Raw genomic sequence first — 21230 nt, forward strand, 5'->3', positions numbered from 1 at the left:
TAGAGGTAGACTTTTTCGACTTTGCTGTCGGGGCGCATCATGCAGGGCTGGCTCCAGAAGGAAATCGGGAGCACAGCATCGGGCATCAGGTAAGCGCTTTGAATGTGGGGTTCATGGAGCACTTACGATCATTCTATAACGACCAATAGGAGTGGATATGCGACGTGAGCTAACAATCTGGGAGAACAACTTCGTGCTTATTTTCACCGATGCTGTGATGCTGTATGAGGCTGCCGCCGCCTGTAATAACTCGGATCTGAACAGTGCGATGGCTAAGGCGTCGATCTTGTCAGTGAACTGTGCGATTGAGGCAGCGGCCAACTCGTTTTTACAATCGGTTGAAGTTAACGAAAAGCTGTCGAAAGAGTTTGATAAGCTGAAGACGCTGGATAAGTTTGATTTTGTATTGCAGTGGCACACAGATAAAGAACTGCCTCGTGGTGATACTCATGTCCAGACCATTGCCAAGATGATCAGTAATAGAAACAATGTGTTTCATCCTAAGGTAAATTCTAGGAAGGCGATAGTTGAAGCAAAAGCTGGGCCTGATAGCATAACTCATACAGAAATAAAGCTGCCGCCAAAAAAAGGGCAGGATACGAAGCATAAGCTGCTTGCTGAGGACTTTGAACTTTATACTCACGAAGATGCAAAGGCAGCGCTCATTGCTATGACAACGTTCCTCAATGCGTTCGTAGAGTACTGGGGGGTTGGGTATGAGGAGTCAGAGGAATTCTTGTTTCAGGTGTGGGACGGCTCAATCAATGCTCGGCCCGTCATGTTCAGAACAAATCAGATCGCTACGCTTATAAAAAATGACCACTTCTTGAATATCCAATTTATGGGCATCCACGGGATGTTCAAGAGTGGGTGAGTAGTGTGTAAAGCGAAAGGGAGGGTAAATCTGTCTCTCCTCCCAGCGGTCGTATTTATGAAGGTTGTGATATTCATGCGCTGACCTACGAACAGTCCGCCTTCAGTTCTTTAGTGTTACGTCTGTAGCGCCGCTTGTCTTAAGTGCGATTTGTCTGCCCTTCTTTCGGAGTGCTATCCTTTTGCCAATAGCTACGGCCAAAGAAATTATTAGTAATATACTGAATGCGATAGTAGTCCACCCTACATAAGCCGCGCTCGCAGACTCGGCTTTAGCTTCCTGAACATAGGAAATAAAAAAGCCAATGACAAAATTTGATATTATTGAGGCAATAAAAACCCATATTTCATAGTCGCCAAGAGCGCTTGCGTCAACCATGCGAATCTGAATGTTGTCTGGAATTGAGACTACTACATTGAAAGCGTCAGAGGTGTTCGGGTTCTGAGTTGGTGCTGATGGGGCGATCGTACTGGGCTCGGCATGAATTGAGGGTGGGCTACCATCTGGCCTCTGCATAAATGTCGTCATACTTAATTCGTCCGTAAATTTATCTCATTCCACATATTTTCAGGCAGCCAACCGTTGTAAGAACCTCCAGTCATGACAGGTGTGCACAGAAATTGAACGTCACTCGGATGCTGTCTAGCGACATTGGTCATTGCTTCAATGATCGCGTCTCGATCTTGAACTGACCAAACTTTTACTACAAATAGGGTGTTAAGAGGTTTCACCCAAGAGTGTGAAGCAATGCAAGCTTTAAGCTTTTCATTGATTTCATTCCAGTGATGCTGGCCATGGATATCCCATGAAATTACAACGTGCATTTTTGTCTCCTTACGTTTGTGTCAACTTGCCCCATGCAGTCCTTTCAGCACTCTCCCCGCAACGCCCGTGATGCTGAACTGAGCACGTGCGGATGGAGCGGCGTTGGGCCTGGTAGACATGCTCTCGATCCCTGGGTATTGCACCTACAGGCGTATGACGTTCGCGCCCCACGATCTAGGGCTAAGGCACGAAAACGGGGAAGAAACGGGGGAAAAATGTCGATTTACATCACTGTGGCCTACCCTGAATTGGCGTAAACCACTGATTTTATTGGTGGGCCCACACGGACTCGAACCGTGGACCAAAGGATTATGAGTCCTCTGCTCTAACCAACTGAGCTATAGGCCCTCAGTAAGTGCCCGCATTATAACGAGGGTTTCGAAAGCGTGCCATCCGAAAGATCGGTTAGTGCTATGCGAAGAAACGTCGCTGCGAAATCATCGGGTGGCAGCGGCAGGCTGACGATATAGCCTTGGATCTGTTCACAGCCCTCTGCGGCCAGGAATCGTTGCTGCGCCTGGTTCTCCACCCCTTCCGCGATGATGGTCAACTGCATGCTGCGCCCCAGTGCGATGATGGCGCGCGCGATGGCTGCATCGTGCGGGTCGTCCGGCAAACCGCGGATGAACGATTTGTCGATCTTGAGGATGTCGAGTGGCAGGCGCTTGAGGTAGCTCAGGGATGAATAACCGGTGCCGAAATCATCGATTGCCAGTTGCACACCCAGCTGCTTTAGCTGGTGGAGCACGGCCAGGGCTTCTTCGGCCTGGCTCATGATGAAGTTCTCGGTAATTTCCAGCTGCAGGTCGCCCGCCTTCAGTTGGTAGGTCTTGAGCAACTGCTCGATGCGCTTGGCCAGGCCATGGTGGCGCAGCTGTGCACCTGCGAGGTTGATCGACAGCGGGCCAAAGGCTTGGTAGTGCTTCTTCCACTGGTGCATCTGCCGGCAGGCCTGCTCCAGCACCCAGTCGCCGAGCTGCAGGATGGTGCCGTTCTCTTCGGCGAGGTGGATGAAGTGCTCTGGCGGCACTTCGCCGAAGGTGGGGTGGCTCCAGCGGATCAACGCTTCTGCGCCCACCAAGGTCTGGGTCTTGAGGCTGAACTTGGGCTGGTAGCACAGGCTCATTTCGTTACGCTCTATGGCCCGGCGCAGCTCGTGCTCCAGGGCAATACGTTCGCTGGCCTGGGCTGTGAGGTCGCGGGTGTAGGCTTCGACACGGTTGCGGCCTTTGGCTTTGGAGCGGTACATGGCGGCGTCGGCATTGCGGATCAGCGTGGCGACGTCGGTGCCGTCCTGAGGGTAGAGGCTGATGCCGATACTGGCACTGGTGAAAAACTCGTGTTCGCCGGCCTGGAAGGGCGCGCTGAAGCAGGACAGCAGTTTGTTGGCGATGGCGCTGGCATCACTGGGTTTGTGCAGGCCCGGCAGCAGGATGATGAATTCGTCGCCACCCAGGCGCGCCACGGTATCGACGTCGCGCACTTGCTCTTTGAGACGCTGGGCGATGCCCTTGAGCAGCAGGTCGCCGACCGGATGGCCAAGGCTGTCGTTGATGTGCTTGAAGCGATCAAGGTCAAGGAACAGCACCGCGCCCTGGCGGTTGGATGCTTGCGCGCAGGTAAGCACGGCCTGCAGGCGGTTCTCGAACAGCGCGCGGTTGGGCAGGCCGGTAAGTGGGTCGTGGTGGGCCTGGTAATCGAGTTTGGCCTGAGCATGCTTGAGGCTGGAGATATCGGCGAACACGGCGACGAAGTGTGTGATATCGCTGTCGCTGTTGCGCACGGCGCTGATGGTCAGCCAGCCCGGGTAAAGCTCGCCATTTTTGCGTTTGTTGTAGATCTCGCCCTGCCAATGGCCTTCTGCTGTGAGCTGATGCCACATGGCCGCGTAAAAGGCGCTGTCGTGCTGGCCGGAGGCGAGCAGGCGCGGGGTCTGGCCCAGGGCTTCCGTCTCGTTGTAGCCGGTGATTTCGCTGAACGCACGGTTTACCGCGCTGATGCGCTGGTCGATATCGGTGATCAGAACGCCTTCGGCGGTATTTTCGAAGACGGTGGCGGCAAGTTGCAGTTTTTCCTGCATCAAATGGCGCTCGGTGATATCGCGGGCAATGGTCAGCATGCAATCGACGCCGGCAATCGGCAGTGGCCGTGCGGACAGTTCGCACAGGCGGATCTGCCCGTCGCTGCGGCGGATATGGCAGCTGAAATCGCGCACGAAACCATCACGGGTGAGTTGAGTGATCAGGCGTTTGCGTTCGTTGAGGTCGACCCAGATGCCCAGGTCAAAGGACGTCTGGTCAAGGGCAGGGTCCAGGTCGTAGCCGGTCAGCCGACAGAAACCCTCGTTGACCTCCATCAGCAGGCCATCGCTCTGGCGCGACAGCAGCAAGCCATCCGGGGAGGCGTGGAAGGCTTTGGCAAATTTCTCTTCGGAGGTTTGCAGTTGCTGCTGGGTTTCCTTCAGCTGGCTGATGTCGCGCACCGCGACGACGAAGGCCAGGGTGCCATCGAGCTCGAAGGTTTCGGCAGAGGTCAGGCCTGTGAACAATTGGCCGTTGCTGCGGCGGAAGCTCATTTCCAGGTTACGGATGCCGCCTTGGTGCAGGCGTTCGAGCAGCAGTGGCCCGGCACCTTGCGTACCCCACAAGTTCAGCTCTGTGGCGGTGCGGCCAACGACTTGGCCTGGGGTCAGGCCGATCTGCTCTTCGAAAGCTTCGTTGACCTCCAGCAGGCACCCATCACTGTGGCGTGCAATCAACAGGATGTCGGGGCATTGCTGGAAGACCGAAGCGAACTTCTGTTCTGAAAGGCGCAGGGCGTCTTCGGTGCGCTTGGTTTCACTGATGTCGATCATCAGCCCGCGCATCACAGGCCGGTGGCCATGCTCGATCATGCTGACGATATTGCGCACCCAGAGGGAATGGCCATCGGCACGCATCACCCTGTAATCGAGGCTGTGGTCGCGCCCGGCTGCGGTTTCACTTTCGCAGTAGGCCTGGGCCCAGAGTGCATCCTCTGGGTGCAGGATGCTGCGCCAGAAGCCCGGTTTGAGCCATTCGTGCAAGGGGTAGCCAAGCAGGTCTTCGGCATGGGGTGAGACATACCTATAGGTGAAGTCATTGGCGTCAGCTTCCCAGGCGATAGCTGAGAGGCTTTCGATCAGCCCACGGTAATGGTACTCGCTGCTGCGCAGTTCCTGTTCCAGGGCGATGCGCCTGGATATTTCCGAGCTGAGGCGGCGGTTGATGCGGATCACCACGGCCAGAATGGCGATCAGCAAAAGCACGGCGGGCAGGCCGTACATGAGCATGTCGTGCCAGAACGTGCGTTGATCGACCACATTGCCGACCCAGCGTTGCTGAATCTGCCTGATCTCGTCACTCGACATGTCGGCCATGACCTTGTCGAGGATGCCGATCAAGACCTTCTTGTCACGCGGTGCGGCCATGGCCAACTGATAGCGGTAGGGCGTTTCGCCGCTGACATAAAGGCCGTCCAGCTTAAGCTGGCGCAGGCTCCAGATGCTCGAGGCAAGGTCGCCGACCACGGCATCCACCTCATCGGTGGCCAGGGCCTGCAAGGTCGAGCTTACATTGGGCATGGCGACCAGGTTGAGATCGGGATGGTGGGTACGCAGCAGCTCATGTGGAGCGTAATTTTCCACCACGGCGATTTTCAGGCCGTAAAGGTCTTTCAGTGTGCGGGGTTGCTGGCCGCCTTCATGGGCCAGGATGACGATGGGAAAATCCAGATAAGGGCGGGTGAAGGCCAGATAGCCCTGGCGTTCGGGAGTTGACATGACGCCGGGTAAAAGGTCGATGCGGCTTTCGCGCGCCTGTTGAAGCACCTCGGTCCAGGTGCTGGGTTCGACCGGTTTGAATGCCACGCCCAGGCGTTCCTGAAGCATGGCGATGTAATCGGCGGCCAATCCCTGGTACCGGCCTTCCTGGTCACGAAATTCGAACGGTGGCCAGGAGGCGTCGACGCCTAGCTTCAACTGCGGGTGGGCAGTGAGCCAGGTTTTTTCCTCGTCTGTCAGGGTCAGGGCGCCGGCCGTTGTGTTCCACAGGATCAGGAGCAGCAACAGAATGGCCGGCATTGGCGGCATGGCAGCCTCGTATTCAGGTGGTCTGAATTCGAGTGTAGACGGGCATTCACCCCGAAGGGTAGCTACTTGCCACGACCTTTTGTCACATAAGAAAAACCCCGGCCTGGGCCGGGGTTCGTCATCACTCGTCGAGGAAGGATCGCAGGTGCTCGCTGCGCGTAGGGTGGCGCAATTTGCGCAACGCTTTCGCTTCGATCTGACGGATCCGTTCACGGGTCACGTCGAACTGCTTACCCACTTCTTCGAGGGTGTGGTCGGTGTTCATGTCGATACCGAAACGCATGCGCAGCACCTTGGCTTCGCGTGCGGTCAGGCCCGAAAGCACGTCACGGGTCGCTTCCTTGAGGCTTTCGACCGTGGCCACGTCGATCGGGGACTGCATGGTCGAGTCCTCGATGAAGTCGCCCAGGTGCGAATCTTCATCGTCACCGATCGGGGTTTCCATGGAGATCGGCTCTTTGGCGATCTTCAGGACCTTGCGGATCTTGTCCTCAGGCATCTCCATGCGCTCACCGAGCTCTTCCGGGGTCGGTTCGCGACCCATTTCCTGCAGCATCTGCCGGGAAATACGGTTGAGCTTGTTGATCGTCTCGATCATGTGCACCGGGATACGGATGGTGCGTGCCTGGTCAGCGATCGAGCGGGTAATCGCCTGACGAATCCACCAGGTGGCGTAGGTCGAGAACTTGTAACCGCGACGGTATTCGAACTTGTCCACCGCTTTCATCAGGCCGATGTTGCCTTCCTGAATCAGGTCGAGGAACTGCAGGCCGCGGTTGGTGTACTTCTTGGCGATGGAGATCACCAGACGCAGGTTCGCCTCGACCATTTCTTTCTTGGCGCGGCGGGCCTTGGCCTCACCGATGGACATGCGGCGGTTGATGTCCTTGATCTCGGCAACGGTCAGGCCGGTCTCGGTCTCAAGGTCGATCAACTTTTGCTGGCAGGCAACGATGGCGGCGTCCTTTTCACCCAGGGCAGCAGCCCATTTGGTGTTGCGCTTGGCCAGGTCACCGCTCCAGGTCTGGTCGGTCTCGTTGCTCGGGAACAGGCGCAGGAAGTCGGCACGCGGCATGCGCGCATCACGTACGCACAGTTGCATGATGGCACGCTCTTGCTGACGCAGACGGGCCAGGGCATCACGAACGCGCTCGACCAGTACGTCGAACTGCTTGGGCACCAGCTTGATCGGCATGAACAGATCGGCCAGGGCCTGCATTGCGCCAATGCTCTCGGCGTGGCTGCGGCCATGCTTTTTCAGCACCTTGAGGGTGATGGCGAGCTGATCCGATACCGCGCCGAAACGCTGGGCGGCAACGACGGGGTCCGGACCGCTTTCGGTCTCTTCCTCATCGTCACTGCTGTCGTCGCTTTCTTCCTCGTCGTCGGCCTCTTCCTTCGCGGCTGCGGCCTTGGCGCCAGGGATCGGCACTTCTTCGGTCGGCGCGGCGATATTGTCGTCAGGGTCGATGTAACCGCTGAGAACGTCGGACAGACGGCCACCTTCGGTGGTCACGCGATCGTATTCACTGAGGATGTAGTCAACAGTGCCCGGGAAGTGGGCGATAGCGCCCATCACTTCACGGATGCCTTCCTCGATACGCTTGGCGATTTCGATTTCGCCTTCGCGGGTCAGGAGCTCGACGGTACCCATTTCGCGCATATACATGCGCACAGGGTCGGTCGTGCGGCCGATATCGGTTTCAACGGCCGCCAACGCAGCAGCGGCTTCTTCGGCCGCGGCTTCATCGGTGTCGGCTTCCGCCAACAGAAGGGCATCCGCATCCGGAGCACTCTCGAATACGTTGATCCCCATGTCGTTGATCATGCGGATGATGTCTTCCACCTGTTCAGGATCTGAAATATCCTCAGGCAGGTGGTCGTTGACCTCCGCGTAAGTCAGGTAGCCCTGCTCACGACCGCGGGTGATCAACTCTTTGATACGAGACTGCTGTTGCGCTTTTCCGGACATAACACCCTATCCACTGAAGGTCTTGGCGGGCAAAAAACAAGCCGAGGATTATACCCGAGCATGGGCCTCACGCGCCAGATGAGGTCGGCGTTTGTGCGGGAACATTCCGGCTCAGCAGGGCGAGAAGCTGAGATTTTTCCTCGCTGCTCAACTCGCTTTGACGTGCTTTCCTGAGCAGATGTTCCAGGCTGCGCTCGCGTTGGCGGGCGGACAAGCTAGTTATAGTGTCGAAAAACTGTTGTTCAAGGTTGTCGGCTACGATCAGCCATTCCTTTTCCGCCAAGGCTCGCAGCAAGCGGCCCTGTTCGGTGCCGTGCCAGCGTGCGATCAGCTGCATTGAGCTTAGCCCAGGATTTTTTTGCGCGGCCTCGATCAGCGCCACCAGCAGTTGGCTGTAGAGGTGCTCTTCGTCGGCAAAGTGGCTGGCGTCCTCGACTTTGCCGGCCAGCAGCGGGTGGTGCAGCAGTGTGCGCAAGGCCGCAAGGGTCGGGGGCTCCACCGGTGCTGGCGTGCGTGGCGGGGCGTCATCACGCTGCTGCCACGGCTTGCCTCCTTTGCGGTTCTTGTCCCAGGGCTTGTCACTCCACGGCTTCTTGCCGCCCCCCTTGTTTGGCTTCCACTGCTGTTCCTGCTGCGCCGGGGCGTAGTCGTGCTGCGGCATGTCGCCATAGTCGGGGGTGTAGCTGGCCATGGCATCGTAGTCGTAGCCCGGGTCGTAGTCCGGCACGCTGTTGCTGGCAGGCGCCTGCTGGGCCAACTGCTCGACCTGTTGAGGGTCGAGGCCGGTGATTTCCTTCAGGCGGTTGCGCATCAACTGACGCAGGTTGGCGCCGGGGATTTTTTCGATCAACGGTGCAGCGAGGGTGGCCATGTGCGCCTTGCCCTCAAGCGAGCGCGGATCGGCCTCGATGCTCAGTTGCTCGAAGAAATAGTCGGCCAGCGGCTGGGCGTGCTGGTTGATGCGTGCCATGAAGGCATCAGTGCCTTCTGCGCGCACCAGGCTGTCCGGGTCTTCGCCTTCGGGCAGGAACAGGAAGCGCGCGCGGCGCCCGTCCTGCAGTGCCGAGAGGGTCGACTCCAGGGCACGCCAGGCGGCCTTGCGCCCGGCCTGGTCGCCGTCGAAGCAGAACAGCACGCTGGGCACCACGCGAAACAGGCGCTTGAGGTGTTCTTCACTGGTGGCGGTGCCGAGTGTGGCTACGGCGTTGCGCAGGCCTTGCTGGGCCAGGGCGATGACATCCATGTAGCCCTCGACGACGATGATCTCGTCCAGGTTGCGGTTGTGCTTGCGCGCCTCATACAGCCCGTAAAGTTCCTGGCCCTTATGGAATACCGGGGTCTCCGGGGAGTTGAGATACTTGGGCTTGTCGTCGCCCAGAACGCGGCCGCCAAAGGCGATGATGCGCCCGCGGCTGTCGCGTATCGGGAACATCACCCGGTCGCGGAAGCGGTCGTAGCGTTTGCCGCTTTCGGCGTTTTCGATCAGCAGGCCGGCGTCGATCATCACCTTCTGTTGCAGGGTGTCTGCGCCCAGGTGCTTGAGCAGGTTGTCCCAGCCAGGTGGCGCGAACCCCAGGCCGAAGTCGCGGGCGATTTCCCCCGACAGGCCGCGACCCTTGAGGTAATCCACTGCTGCCTTGCGGGTGGGGTGGCTGCGCAGGGCCTGGCGATAGAATTCCGAGGCGGCATCCAGCAGCGGGTAGAGCGGGGAGTCTGTTGGCTGTCGCGGCTTTTGACCTCGCCGGCCTTCCTCGCGGGGTACTTCCATGCCTGCGGCGCGGGCCAGCTCCTCGACCGCCTGGGGGAAGTCCAGGTTGTCGTGGTCCATGACGAAACCCAGGGCGTTGCCACCTGCGCCGCAACCGAAGCAGTAGTAGAACTGCTTGTCCGGGCTCACCGTGAAGGAGGGGGTTTTCTCTTTGTGGAACGGGCAGCAGGCGGAGTAGTTCTTGCCGGTCTTTTTCAGCTGGACACGCGAACTTACCACGTCGACGATGTCGAGGCGGTTGATCAGGTCGTCTATGAAGCTTTGGGGAATCAGCCCGGCCATGGCAGTCTCGTCATCTGGCAACTGGCAAGTCTAATCGCTAGCGCGCCGTTAGGGGCAAGAGCTGCTAGGGGATGTGCGAGGGAATGTGTGCTCGTCGGTAGCCTCCAGGTTAACCAGGGGCTCGTCAGTGAGGACGTGCACGACTGGTCGGAACCAGCTCTGACGTTGTGATGCACTTTGCCCATTGCAAGTTGCGATGGACGCCTTGAGCTAGCTGCTCAAGGTTGAAACAAACCGCTGCCATCGGCCCGGCGGTGAGCCGGGCAGGGCAGAAGCTTTGCGTAGAACGGCTGTGCTGTATTAGTACAGACGAACGGCGCGGCGCTGTTCGCGCTGAACTTTCTTGGCGTGACGCTTAACAGCAGCAGCTGCTTTACGCTTACGCTCGGCGGTCGGCTTCTCGTAAAACTCGCGGCTACGAACTTCAGCCAGTACACCGGCTTTTTCGCAGGAGCGCTTGAAACGACGCAGAGCTACGTCGAAGGGTTCGTTCTCTTTAACTTTGACGGCTGGCATCCAGGGCTACCTTAATTCATTACCGGGGTAGACGTGCTCCTGGCAAAACAAAGGTGTGCTGGAGAACGTCGGTTTTCAAGGGTTGCGGATGTTAACCCTTAGCAAGCCGGAATGCAAAGCCTCTGATCGAAAACCGCTGGTCGGCACCCGGCACGGGGACTATCATGCGCGGCTTCGAAATCAGCCCCCACAAGGGACGAGCCCATGCTAGTACTGGGATTGGAAACATCCTGCGACGAAACCGGCGTCGCATTATACGACAGCGAGCGCGGTTTGTTGGCCGATGCGCTGTTCAGCCAGATCGACCTGCACCGCGTGTTTGGTGGGGTGGTACCCGAGCTTGCCTCGCGGGACCACGTCAAGCGCATGCTGCCCCTGATCCGCCAGGTGCTGGACGAGGCGGGCTGCGTGGCTACCGAGATCGACGCCATCGCCTACACCGCAGGCCCTGGCCTGGTCGGAGCGCTGCTGGTGGGGGCCTCCTGTGCCCAGGCGCTGGCGTTCGCATGGGATATCCCGGCGATCGGCGTGCACCATATGGAAGGCCATCTGTTGGCGCCCATGCTTGAGGAGAACCCTCCGCAGTTTCCGTTCGTCGCTTTGTTGGTGTCCGGGGGGCATACCCAGCTGGTTCGGGTCGATGGCATCGGCCAATACGAGTTGCTGGGCGAGAGCCTGGATGACGCTGCTGGCGAAGCATTCGACAAGACTGCCAAGCTGATCGGCCTCAATTACCCAGGCGGCCCGGAAATCGCTCGCCTGGCCGAGCGCGGCGTGGCGGGGCGTTTTGTGTTCCCGCGGCCGATGACTGACCGTCCGGGCCTGGCCTTCAGTTTCAGTGGCCTCAAGACGTTCGCCCTGAACACCTGGCAGCAGTGCCGCGATGCTGGCGACGACAACGAGCAAACCCGTTGCGACGTGTCCCTGGCGTTCCAGCAGGCTGTGGTGGAGACTCTGACCATCAAGTGCAAGCGCGCACTCAAGCAGACCGGCCTCAAGCGCCTGGTGATCGCCGGTGGCGTGAGCGCCAACAAGGCATTGCGTGCGTCCCTGGAGGACATGCTCGGCAGTATCAAAGGCAACGTGTACTACGCCCGTCCCCAGTTCTGTACCGACAACGGCGCAATGATCGCCTATGCCGGTTGCCAGCGGTTGCTGGCCGGGCAGCAGCAGGACTTGGCGATCAGCGTGCAGGCGCGCTGGCCGATGGAGCAGTTGCCGCCGTTGTAAACCGCTTGCGCGTGCGTCAGAAGTGGCGTTCGCGCCCGGCTAACAGGTCGCGCAGGTTATTGCGGTGGCGCCAGACGATCATCACGGTCAGTACGCTGATCGGCAGCAGGGCCGCTGGCTCGCGCCAGGCCAGCAGTGGCAGGGTCAGTGGTGTGGCGATCAGCGCAGCCAGCGAGCTGGTGCGGGTGAGGTAGAACGTCAGCAGCCAGGCGGCGATGGCCAGTAGTGCGGCGGGGAAATACAGGCCCATGAGCATGCCGGCCGCCGTGGCCACGCCCTTGCCACCCTGGAAGCGGAAGTACACTGGGAACAGGTGGCCGAGCACCGCGCAGACGCCTACCCAGGCCTGCTCTTGCAGGTCGAGCCCGGCCAGGCGTGCCAGCATGACGGGCAGCAAGCCCTTGCACAGGTCGCCAAGCAGGGTCAGGATCGCCATTTTGCGGCCCGCCAGGCGTAGCATGTTGGTGGCGCCGGCATTGCCAGAGCCGCAGGAGCGCGGGTCCGGGCTGCCCGTGAGGCGGCTTAGGACGATGGCGAAGGACAGCGAGCCGAGCAGGTAGGCGAGCAGCGCCAGTAACCAAAACATGCTAACTATTCCGGGCGAGGACGCCCTGATTCTAACGGCGCCAGTCGCCCTTGTCGTGCTGTGGAGAGAAGTGCTTGGACAGAGTGTTCATCGAAGGCCTGGAAGTCGATACCGTCATCGGTGCGTATGACTGGGAACGGGATATTCGCCAGTGCCTGCGCCTGGACCTGAGTTTCGCCTGGGACAACCGCCCGGCAGCGGCTGGCGATGATCTGAACCTGGCGCTGGACTATGCCAGTGTTTCGGCGCGTATCCAGGCGTTTGCCGAGCAGGCGCGTTTCGAGCTCGTCGAGACGTTCGCCGAGCGGCTGGTCGCGGTCCTGATGGCAGAGTTCCACATCCCTTGGGTGCGGCTCAAGCTGACCAAGCCGGGCGCGGTGCCTGCGGCCCGTGGCGGTGTTGGTGTGGAGATCGAGCGCGGATGTCTCTGAGCACGGTTTACCTGGGCCTGGGCAGCAACATCGACCGCCATGCGCACCTGTGCGCCGGGCTCGATGCATTGGCGGCGATCCTCTGCGACCTGCGTTGTTCTCCGGCGTTCGAAAGCCAGCCGGTGGGGATCAAGAGCGGTCCATTCATCAATTTCGTGGTGACGGGCAAGACAGACCTTGGGTTGATGGAGCTGGACCGCCGGCTCAAGTTCATCGAGGCTGACAATGGCCGCTACGCGCCCGACCGCAAGGGCCTGCCGCTGGATATCGACGTGCTGATGTATGACGATCTGCATGGCACGTTCGATGGGCTGGTGTTGCCCAGGGCCGAGATTCTCAAGAACGCTTTCGTGCTATGGCCATTGGCGCTGCTGGCGCCCGAGCTGGTGCACCCGGGAGAGGGTAAAAGCATGGCACGGTTGTGGCAGGAAGCGAATATCGACCAGGTGCTGGCGCCGGTTGCCTTTGAATGGCGCGGTTTGCAGCTGACCAGCGCCTGAGCCCGGGTGCTTCGCGGCTCGTACTGACCCTACGCGGGTAAGTGCGAGCCAGTGAGCGATCAGTTTACAGCTGTGGTCTTGTAGGCTTTCAGTGCCTCCAGGCGCTTGTGCCTCAGCGCCTCTCCCAATGCCTGCCCGGTCAGCCCTGCTTCTACCAGCGGCTTCGCTTCTACCGCTCTGGCCGCCGCTGCCGCGGCGCGCAGGTAATCCGCCTGTGGATAAGCCTCTGCGTTTGCCTGTGCAACCATCTGGCACACGGCAATGAAATCCTCGAAGCGCTGTGGCCGCCGATACACGTCGAACTTCTGAAGTAGCGCCAACATCGCTTCAGGCTCGAGCTCCAAGGCCTTGTGGCCGAGACCGGCGCATTCGCTCACCAGCATGGCCATCTCCTGGCATTCACGCGGCGCCTTGAAGCGTTGGTTCAGTGCCTTGATTGCAGCTGGGCTCAGGTCATGCAGCAGGCAGGCCCAGCGAATATGCAGTGGCTGATGGTGTTTGGCTGCTTGCGTCAAGGCAGCCAGCGAAGCCGCATCTCCCTCAAGCTCAGGCATCAGTTGTTCAAGGGCTGTGCAGTCTCGCAGCACGTTGATGAACACCTGTGGCTCGTCTTCCATCAGCGCGCGCTCGATCTCTTTCCAGCTGCGTTCAGCCGTGAGCGCCTGCAGTTCGCCAGAACTCGCGATCTGCTTCATCAGCTCCAGTGTTTCATCGGCGACCCTGAACCCCAACGGCGCATAGCGTGCGGCGAAGCGGGCAACACGCAGCACGCGCAAGGGGTCTTCGGCGAATGCCGGAGAGACGTGGCGTAAAATGCGCTGCTCAAGATCGGCTTGGCCGTTAAAGGGGTCCAGCACCTGTCCCTGATCATCCTCGGCCATGGCGTTGATGGTGAGGTCACGCCGGATCAGGTCCTCCTCAAGGGTCACCTCGGGGCTGGCATGGAAGGTAAAACCGCCATAGCCGCGCCCGCTCTTGCGCTCGGTGCGCGCCAAGGCATATTCCTCGCCCGTCTTGGGGTGCAGGAAAACCGGGAAGTCAGCGCCTACTGGGCGAAAGCCCTTGGCGTGCATGTCTTCGACACTGGTACCCACGACCAGCCAATCGATGTCACTGACGGGGAGCCCGAGCAGGCGGTCGCGCACGGCGCCGCCGACTTTGTAGATTTGCATGTGCAGCCTCCATTACTGCCCACAGGATAACCTGTCGGCAGCAAGGGTGGGGTGCAGGCTAGAGATGGTGGATGACGGCCAGGTCCATTCGGCCATAGTCGCCGGCTTCGCCGTGCTCGCCACGCGGTGGCATGTGGTGGGTCTTGACCACCTGATCGCCTTGCACGGTTTCCAGGTGGATATCGAAGCCCCAGAGGCGGTGCAGGTGCTTGAGCACCTCATCGGTGGAATCACCCAGCGGTTTGCGGTTGTGCTGCTGGTGGCGCAAGGTCAGGGACCGGTCGCCACGACGGTCGATGCTCCAGATCTGTACGTTGGGTTCGCGGTTGCCCAGGTTGTACTGGGCTGCGAGTTGCTCGCGTATGGCCCGGTAGCCGGCTTCGTCATGGATCGCCGGCACCAGCAGGTCGTCGCGCTGGTCGTCATCCAGGATGCTGAACAGCTTGAGGTCGCGGATCACCTTGGGAGACAGGTACTGCAGGATGAAACTCTCGTCCTTGAAACTGCTCATGGCGAACTTGATGGTCGACAACCAGTCACTGCCGGCAATGTCAGGGAACCAGCGGCGATCTTCCTCGGTAGGGTTTTCGCACATGCGGCGGATGTCGGTGTACATGGCGAAGCCCAGGGCATAAGGGTTTATGCCGCTGTAGTAGGGGCTGTCGAAGCCGGGCTGGAACACCACGCTGGTGTGCGACTGAAGAAATTCCATGATGAAACCGTCGGTGACCAGGCCTTCGTCGTACAGGTCGTTCATCAGGGTGTAGTGCCAGAAGGTCGCCCAGCCTTCGTTCATGACCTGTGTCTGGCGTTGCGGGTAGAAGTACTGCGCGATCTTGCGCACGATACGCACCACTTCGCGCTGCCAGGGCTCGAGCAAGGGTGCGTGTTTTTCGATGAAATAAAGGATGTTTTCCTGGGGTTCGGCGGGGAAGCGTGCATCATCACGCTCGCCGCCTTTTTCCGCGCCTTTGGGGATGGTGCGCCACAGGTCGTTGATCTGGCGTTGCAGGTGCTCCTCGCGCTCCTTCTGGCGGCGCCGCTCCTCTTCGGCGGAGATCGGGTAGGGGCGTTTGTAGCGGTCCACGCCGTAGTTCATCAAGGCGTGGCAGGAGTCGATCAGGTCCTCGACAGCATCGATGCCGTGGCGCTCTTCGCATTGGGCGATGTACTGCTTGGCGAACACCAGGTAGTCGATGATCGAACTGGCATCGGTCCATGTGCGGAACAGGTAGTTGCCTTTGAAGAAGCTGTTATGGCCATAGCAGGCGTGGGCAATCACCAGTGCCTGCATGCACATGGTGTTTTCTTCCATCAGGTAGGCGATGCACGGGTCGGAGTTGATCACGATTTCGTATGCCAGGCCCATCTGGCCACGGCTGTAGGACTTCTCGGTGCTGAGAAACTGTTTACCGTAGGACCAGTGGTGATAGCCCAGCGGCATGCCGACGGATGCATACGCATCCATCATCTGCTCGGCCGTGATCACTTCGATCTGATTGGGGTAGGTGTCCAGGGCATAACGTTCGGCCAGACGGCTAATTTCCCGATCGTAGGTCTGGATCAGCTCGAACGTCCACTCGGACCCGGTGGAAATGGGTTGGCGTCTCTGTGCTCTGGCGGTCATGTGGCTAACCTGCGCTGGAAGAGTTCACGGAAGACCGGGTAAATGTCACCGGCCGAAACCAACTGCTGCTGGGCGAACGTGTCGGGGAAAGCTTCGCCGATACGCTCGTATTCGTACCACAGCGCCTGATGCTCGCGGGGGGTGATCTCCACGTAAGTGTAGTACTGCACATGCGGCATGATCTGTTTGGAGAGGATCTCACGGCAGATGGGCGAGTCGTCGTTCCAGTTGTCGCCGTCGGACGCCTGGGCGGCATAGATGTTCCAGTCGCTGGCCGGGTAACGCTCGGCCATGATCTCCTGCATCATCTTCAGTGCACTGGAAACGATGGTGCCGCCGGTCTCGCGGGAATAGAAGAACTCTTCTTCGTCCACTTCGCGGGCACTGGTGTGGTGGCGGATGAACACCACCTCGATGCGGTCATAGTTGCGCTTGAGGAACAGGTACAACAGGATGAAGAACCGCTTGGCGATGTCCTTGGTGGCCTGGGTCATCGAGCCGGACACGTCCATCAGGCAGAACATCACGGCCTTGGAGCTGGGGTTGGGCTGCTTGACCAGCAGGTTGTACTTGAGGTCGAAGGTGTCGAGGAACGGCAGGCGGTTGATGCGGGCTTTGAGCCGCTCGATCTCTTGCTCGACCTCCTGGATATCGGTGAAGTTGTCCGGCTCCTCGACCTTCAAACGGGCCAGTTCCTTCTGCGCCTCGCGAAGCAGTGCACGGCTGCTGCCGGTCAAGGCGATACGCCGTGCGTGGGCCGAGCGCAGGGTGCGCACGATGTTGATGCGTGACGGGTTGCCTTCGTTGGCGATACCGGCGCGCACGGTCTTGAAGGTGTCGGCACCTGTCAGGTGACGTTTGACCAGGTTGGGCAGTTCGAGGTCTTCGAACATGAATTCGAGGAACTCTTCCTGGGTGATCTGGAATACGAAGTCATCCATGCCCTCGCCGGAGTTGCCTGCCTTGCCGCGGCCACCACCACCGCCCCCGCCCTGAGGCCGGGCGATATGTTCGCCAGCGGTGAATTCCTTGTTGCCCGGATGCACGATGGTCTGCTTGCCGCCGCGGCCATGGTGCAGCACCGGTTCGTCGATGTCGCGTCCCGGGATGCTGATCTGCTCGCCGTGTTCCATGTCCATGATGGAGCGACGGCTTACGGCCTCTTCGACGGCTTTCTTGATATGTTCACGGTAACGCCGCAAGAAACGCTGGCGATTGACCGTGCTTTTGTTCTTGCCGTTCAGGCGTCGGTCGATAACGTAGCTCATGGTCCCTCCGGTGACTGGATGCAGCTGCAACTGCAAGCCACAAGCTTCAAGCCACAAGCTTCAAGAAAGAGCAGCCAGCGTGGCTGCAAGCTGTGGCGTCGGGGTTCAACCGAGCGCCGGACAGCTCGCAGCGTGCCGCTGGCGGCTTGGAGCTTGCTGCAGGGGCAGCTTGCCGCTTTATTGCGATTTCCTGACCCGCAGGTACCATTCCGACAGCAGGCGCACCTGTTTGTCGGTGTAGCCACGCTCCACCATCCGCGTGACGAAGTCGTTGTGTTTCTGTTGATCTTCTTTGCTGGCCTTGGCGTTGAAACTGATGACCGGCAGCAGGTCTTCGGTGTTGGAGAACATTTTCTTCTCGATCACCACCCGCAGCTTCTCGTAGCTGAGCCAGCTAGGATTCTTGCCGTTGTTATTGGCACGGGCACGCAGTACGAAGTTGACGATTTCGTTGCGGAAATCCTTCGGATTGCTGATGCCGGCCGGTTTTTCGATCTTTTCCAGCTCTTCGTTCAGGGCAATGCGGTTGAGGATCTCGCCAGTTTCCGGGTCGCGGTATTCCTGATCCTGGATCCAGAAATCGGCGTACAGCACGTAGCGGTCGAAGATGTTCTGACCGTATTCACTGTAGGACTCCAGGTAGGCGGTCTGGATTTCTTTGCCGATGAACTCGATGTAGCGGGGCGCCAGGTATTCCTTCAGGTAGCGCAGATAGCGTTCGCGCACTTCAGCTGGGAACTGCTCCTGTTCGATCTGCTGTTCCAGCACATAGAGCAGGTGCACGGGGTTGGCCGCCACTTCGTGCGGGTCGAAGTTGAACACCTTGGAGAGGATCTTGAAGGCGAAACGGGTGGACAGGCCGTTCATGCCTTCATCGACACCCGCAGAATCGCGGTACTCCTGGATCGACTTGGCTTTGGGGTCGGTATCCTTGAGGTTTTCGCCATCGTAGACCCGCATCTTGGAGTAGATGTTGGAGTTCTCCGGCTCTTTGAGGCGTGAGAGTACGGTGAACTGAGCGAGCATCTTGAGCGTGTCGGGTGCGCAATGGGCCTTGGCCAGCGAACTGTTGACCAGCAGCTTGTCGTAGATCTTGATCTCGTCGCTCACGCGCAGGCAGTACGGCACCTTGACGATGTAGATCCGGTCGATGAACGCCTCATTGTTCTTGTTGTTGCGGAAGGTATGCCACTCCGATTCGTTGGAGTGGGCCAGCAGGATCCCTGAATAAGGGATCGCGCCCAGGCCTTCGGTACTGTTGTAGTTGCCTTCCTGGGTGGCGGTCAGCAGCGGGTGCAGGACTTTGATGGGCGCCTTGAACATCTCGACGAATTCCATCAGGCCCTGGTTGGCCCGGCACAACGCACCCGAGTAGCTGTAGGCGTCGGCATCGTTCTGCGGGAATTCCTCGAGCTTGCGGATATCCACCTTGCCGACCAGCGCCGAGATGTCCTGGTTGTTTTCGTCGCCGGGTTCGGTCTTGGCGATCGCGATCTGGTTGAGTATCGAGGGGTAGAGCTTGACCACCCGGAACTTGCTGATATCGCCACCGAACTCCTGCAGGCGCTTGGTGGCCCATGGCGACATGATGGTGTTCAGGTAGCGCCGCGAGATGCCGTATTCTTCTTCGAGAATGGCGCCATCTTCAGTGGCGTTGAACAAGCCCAGCGGCGACTCGAAAACGGGCGAGTCCTTGATCGCGTAGAAAGGGACTTTTTCCATCAGCTGCTTGAGTTTTTCGGCCAGCGACGATTTACCGCCACCTACCGGGCCCAGCAGATAGAGGATCTGTTTCTTCTCTTCCAGGCCTTGAGCGGCGTGGCGGAAGTAGGAAACGATCTGGTCGATGCACTCTTCCATGCCGTGGAAGTCGGCAAAGGCCGGATACCGGCGGATCACCTTGTTGGAGAAGATTCGCGACAGTCTGGAGTTGCTTGAGGTGTCGATCAGTTCCGGCTCGCCGATGGCCAGCAACAGCCGTTCAGCCGCCGATGCGTAGGCACTGCGATCCTCTTTGCACAGCTCGAGGTACTCCTGCAGCGAGAGTTCTTCCTGGCGCGTAGACTCGAAACGTTGTTGGAAGTGGCTAAAAATACTCATGACGTCACCTCGCTCGATACGTGGAGACGACGCCGGATCAGTCAGCCGATGCTGGCATGCAACCGGGCTTGCCGATTGCTGTATACCCCCCAGAACACCCTGTAACGCTACCGATGACCCGCACGCCGGTGTACCGGCTCTCCCCTTTTTTGGATGGCCTGCGCTTAAGAATAGTTGGTTATCCGCAAGGTCAAGGGCAAGCGGCGCAGAAGTTGTCGGCGACCGTTCGTCAGGTGAGGCGCAAGCCCGCGTGGGGCGCGGGCTGGAGTGAAATTAAAAAATTATTCAGGGGTGCCTTGCGCGGTGTGGTCGGGGTAGGTGGCGCGCCACAGCTCGAAGCCGCCATCGATGCTGTAGACGTCGGAAAACCCTTGCCCGACCAGGTACGCGGCCGCGCTCTGGCTGGAGTTGCCGTGGTAGCAGACCACCAGGGTCGGGGCATCCAGGTCGGCATTGCGGATGAAGTCGGCAACCGAATGGTTGTCCAGGTGCCGGGCCCCGGCGATGTGGCCGGCGGCATAGGCCTGCGGGTCGCGAATGTCGACGACGACCGCACCTTGTGCGCGCAAGGCCAGGGCCTGCTCGGGAGGGATGCGTTTGAATTCGCTCATGGGTAAGGCTTTCCTTCAGGGCTGGTCGTTAAGTTTAGTCGGTTGTGCCGGCTGGCGCAGGTTGCCGTCGTCGGCGCAGTCGCAGCGCAGGTATTCACCGCTGTCGACATTGTAGAGGGTCATGGTGCCACCCCAGACGCAGCCGGTATCGAGGGCAATGATGCCGGGCTCGTCGACACGCCCTTCGAGCGCGGCCCAGTGGCCAAAGATGATCTTCACATGCCGTGAGCGGCGGTCCTTGTGCGCGAACCAGGGCTTGTAACCCTTCGGTGCTGCGCCTAGCCCTTCCTTGCTCTTGAGGTCGAGTTTGCCTGTGCCCGTGCAGAAGCGCATGCGCGTCAGGTAGTTGGTGATCACCCGAAGGCGCTCTACGCCGCTGAGGTTCTTGCTCCACTTGTTCGGTTCGTTGCCGTACATGCCATCGAGGTACAGCTTCATGCGCTCGTCGTCGCGCAGCACCTCTTCGACTTCGCCCGCCAGTTCCAGGGCTTTGCCCAGTGTCCACTGGGGCGGGATGCCGGCGTGCACCAAGGCAATGCCGCGCGGCTCGTCGTAGTGGAGCAGCTTCTGTTGGCGCAGCCAGTCGAGCAGTTGGTCGGCGTCGGGTGCTTCGATGATTTCGCGCAGGGTATCGCTTTTCTTCAGGCGTTCGACATTTTGCCATGCCGCCAGCAGGTGCAGGTCATGGTTACCCAGCACGCAGGTCAGCGACTGGCGGATCGAGTAGAGGTAGCGCAGGGTCTGGAGCGATTCAGGCCCGCGGTTGACCAGGTCACCGACCAGCCACAGGCGATCGACGGCCGGGTCGAACTTGACGCGCTCCAGCAGGCACTTGAGGGGTTGAAGGCAGCCTTGCAGGTCACCGACGGCGTAGGTAGCCATCAGTGCAGGGCCCCAGGTACCGCCAGGCGGAAGGGGGCGATATCGGCCTCGAAGCGTTTACCGTCCTCGGCGAACATCTGGTAGCTGCCCTGCATGGTGCCCACGCGGGTGCTGATCACTGCGCCGCTGCTGTAGGTGTGGCTCTGGCCGGGTTCGATGGTCGGTTGTTGGCCGATCACACCTGCGCCGCGGACTTCCTCCACTTCGCCATCACCGTTGGTGATGAGCCAGTGTCGAGACATGAGCTTGGCTTTGATCGAGCCATTGTTCTGCACGGTAATGGTGTAGGCGAACGCAAAGCGATCGCTTTCGGGGTCGGATTGGTCTTTCAGGTAGCGGGTCACGACGCTGACGTCGATCTGGTAACGGGGATCGGACATGCATGGGCCTTGAGCAAACAAGCGAATACGGCGATACATGCAGTCTAGGCCATTGGCAGGGGGGAGGGCCAGTGGTGTCGGGGAGGGAGAGGGCTTCA

Annotated in this window: 18 protein-coding genes and 1 tRNA gene; 4 read left to right on the forward strand and 15 right to left on the reverse strand. The window is 59.6% G+C overall.

Annotated elements, in window-relative coordinates; all coding sequences use genetic code 11:
- Positions 1-157: 157 nt before the first annotated feature.
- Positions 158-874 (forward strand): hypothetical protein, encoded by a 717-nt coding sequence (locus JNA92_RS24220; RefSeq protein ID WP_241807053.1) that lies wholly within the window; start codon positions 158-160, stop codon positions 872-874.
- A 102-nt stretch (positions 875-976) separates the two neighbouring features.
- On the opposite strand, the gene JNA92_RS24225 is transcribed toward JNA92_RS24220, so the two are convergent.
- The 7 genes from JNA92_RS24225 to rpsU all read right to left on the reverse strand — a co-directional run bounded on the left by JNA92_RS24225 (position 977) and on the right by rpsU (position 10345).
- On the reverse strand, positions 977-1402 hold the full coding sequence (locus JNA92_RS24225; RefSeq protein ID WP_241807054.1) for a hypothetical protein: 426 nt from the start codon (positions 1400-1402) through the stop codon (positions 977-979).
- Positions 1403-1404: 2 nt separating this feature from the next.
- The gene (locus JNA92_RS24230; RefSeq protein ID WP_241807055.1) at positions 1405-1698 is read right to left on the reverse strand and encodes a hypothetical protein; all 294 of its coding nucleotides are present in this window, start codon (positions 1696-1698) and stop codon (positions 1405-1407) included.
- A 272-nt stretch (positions 1699-1970) separates the two neighbouring features.
- Positions 1971-2047: transfer RNA gene (locus JNA92_RS24235), tRNA-Ile, on the reverse strand.
- Positions 2048-2063: 16 nt separating this feature from the next.
- On the reverse strand, positions 2064-5807 hold the full coding sequence (locus JNA92_RS24240; protein WP_241807056.1) for a bifunctional diguanylate cyclase/phosphodiesterase: 3744 nt from the start codon (positions 5805-5807) through the stop codon (positions 2064-2066).
- Positions 5808-5928: 121 nt separating this feature from the next.
- Positions 5929-7779, reverse strand: coding sequence for an RNA polymerase sigma factor RpoD (rpoD, locus tag JNA92_RS24245; RefSeq protein WP_241807057.1), 1851 nt, complete (start codon positions 7777-7779; stop codon positions 5929-5931).
- 67 nt (positions 7780-7846) lie between these two features.
- Positions 7847-9829 carry a DNA primase gene (gene dnaG, locus JNA92_RS24250; RefSeq protein ID WP_241807058.1) on the reverse strand — a complete coding sequence of 661 codons (1983 nt, stop codon included), beginning with the start codon at positions 9827-9829 and terminating at the stop codon, positions 7847-7849.
- Between the two features lie 300 nt (positions 9830-10129).
- Positions 10130-10345 (reverse strand): 30S ribosomal protein S21, encoded by a 216-nt coding sequence (gene rpsU, locus JNA92_RS24255; protein ID WP_003255575.1) that lies wholly within the window; start codon positions 10343-10345, stop codon positions 10130-10132.
- A gap of 204 nt (positions 10346-10549) precedes the next feature.
- Between rpsU and tsaD the strand changes: the two genes are divergently transcribed.
- Positions 10550-11575, forward strand: coding sequence for a tRNA (adenosine(37)-N6)-threonylcarbamoyltransferase complex transferase subunit TsaD (gene tsaD, locus JNA92_RS24260; RefSeq protein ID WP_241807059.1), 1026 nt, complete (start codon positions 10550-10552; stop codon positions 11573-11575).
- A gap of 16 nt (positions 11576-11591) precedes the next feature.
- Here the strand turns inward: tsaD and plsY are convergent, their stop codons facing one another.
- Positions 11592-12161, reverse strand: a complete 570-nt coding sequence (plsY, locus tag JNA92_RS24265) for a glycerol-3-phosphate 1-O-acyltransferase PlsY (protein WP_241807060.1) — start codon at positions 12159-12161, stop codon at positions 11592-11594.
- 74 nt (positions 12162-12235) lie between these two features.
- On the opposite strand from plsY, the gene folB reads away from it, so the two are divergent.
- Both folB and folK read left to right on the forward strand, forming a co-directional pair.
- The gene (folB, locus tag JNA92_RS24270) at positions 12236-12592 is read left to right on the forward strand and encodes a dihydroneopterin aldolase (RefSeq protein WP_241807061.1); all 357 of its coding nucleotides are present in this window, start codon (positions 12236-12238) and stop codon (positions 12590-12592) included.
- Positions 12583-13092 (forward strand): 2-amino-4-hydroxy-6-hydroxymethyldihydropteridine diphosphokinase, encoded by a 510-nt coding sequence (gene folK / locus JNA92_RS24275; RefSeq protein WP_241807062.1) that lies wholly within the window; start codon positions 12583-12585, stop codon positions 13090-13092. Before folB ends, folK begins: the two co-directional genes overlap by 10 nt.
- A gap of 59 nt (positions 13093-13151) precedes the next feature.
- On the opposite strand, the gene JNA92_RS24280 is transcribed toward folK, so the two are convergent.
- The 7 genes from JNA92_RS24280 to apaG form a co-directional block, all read right to left on the reverse strand.
- Positions 13152-14264 carry a multifunctional CCA addition/repair protein gene (locus JNA92_RS24280; RefSeq protein WP_241807063.1) on the reverse strand — a complete coding sequence of 371 codons (1113 nt, stop codon included), beginning with the start codon at positions 14262-14264 and terminating at the stop codon, positions 13152-13154.
- A gap of 58 nt (positions 14265-14322) precedes the next feature.
- Positions 14323-15891, reverse strand: a complete 1569-nt coding sequence (locus JNA92_RS24285; RefSeq protein WP_241807064.1) for a SpoVR family protein — start codon at positions 15889-15891, stop codon at positions 14323-14325.
- Entirely contained in the window at positions 15888-17159 is a 1272-nt protein-coding gene (locus tag JNA92_RS24290) for a YeaH/YhbH family protein (protein WP_012316567.1), read from the reverse strand. The genes JNA92_RS24285 and JNA92_RS24290 overlap by 4 nt, the downstream gene beginning before the upstream one ends.
- A 177-nt stretch (positions 17160-17336) precedes the next feature.
- Complete coding sequence (locus tag JNA92_RS24295; protein ID WP_012316566.1) at positions 17337-19259, reverse strand: PrkA family serine protein kinase; 1923 nt, start codon at positions 19257-19259, stop codon at positions 17337-17339.
- Between the two features lie 281 nt (positions 19260-19540).
- Positions 19541-19870: a thiosulfate sulfurtransferase GlpE gene (gene glpE / locus JNA92_RS24300; RefSeq protein WP_241807065.1), complete on the reverse strand. Its 330-nt coding sequence runs from the start codon at positions 19868-19870 to the stop codon at positions 19541-19543.
- Between the two features lie 15 nt (positions 19871-19885).
- Positions 19886-20752, reverse strand: coding sequence for a symmetrical bis(5'-nucleosyl)-tetraphosphatase (locus JNA92_RS24305; RefSeq protein WP_241807066.1), 867 nt, complete (start codon positions 20750-20752; stop codon positions 19886-19888).
- Positions 20752-21132, reverse strand: coding sequence for a Co2+/Mg2+ efflux protein ApaG (gene apaG / locus JNA92_RS24310; RefSeq protein WP_012316563.1), 381 nt, complete (start codon positions 21130-21132; stop codon positions 20752-20754). Before apaG ends, JNA92_RS24305 begins: the two co-directional genes overlap by 1 nt.
- Positions 21133-21230: the final 98 nt, after the last annotated feature.

Origin of the sequence: Pseudomonas putida (assembly GCF_022627325.1) — a bacterium.
Lineage (GTDB): Bacteria > Pseudomonadota > Gammaproteobacteria > Pseudomonadales > Pseudomonadaceae > Aquipseudomonas > Aquipseudomonas putida_X.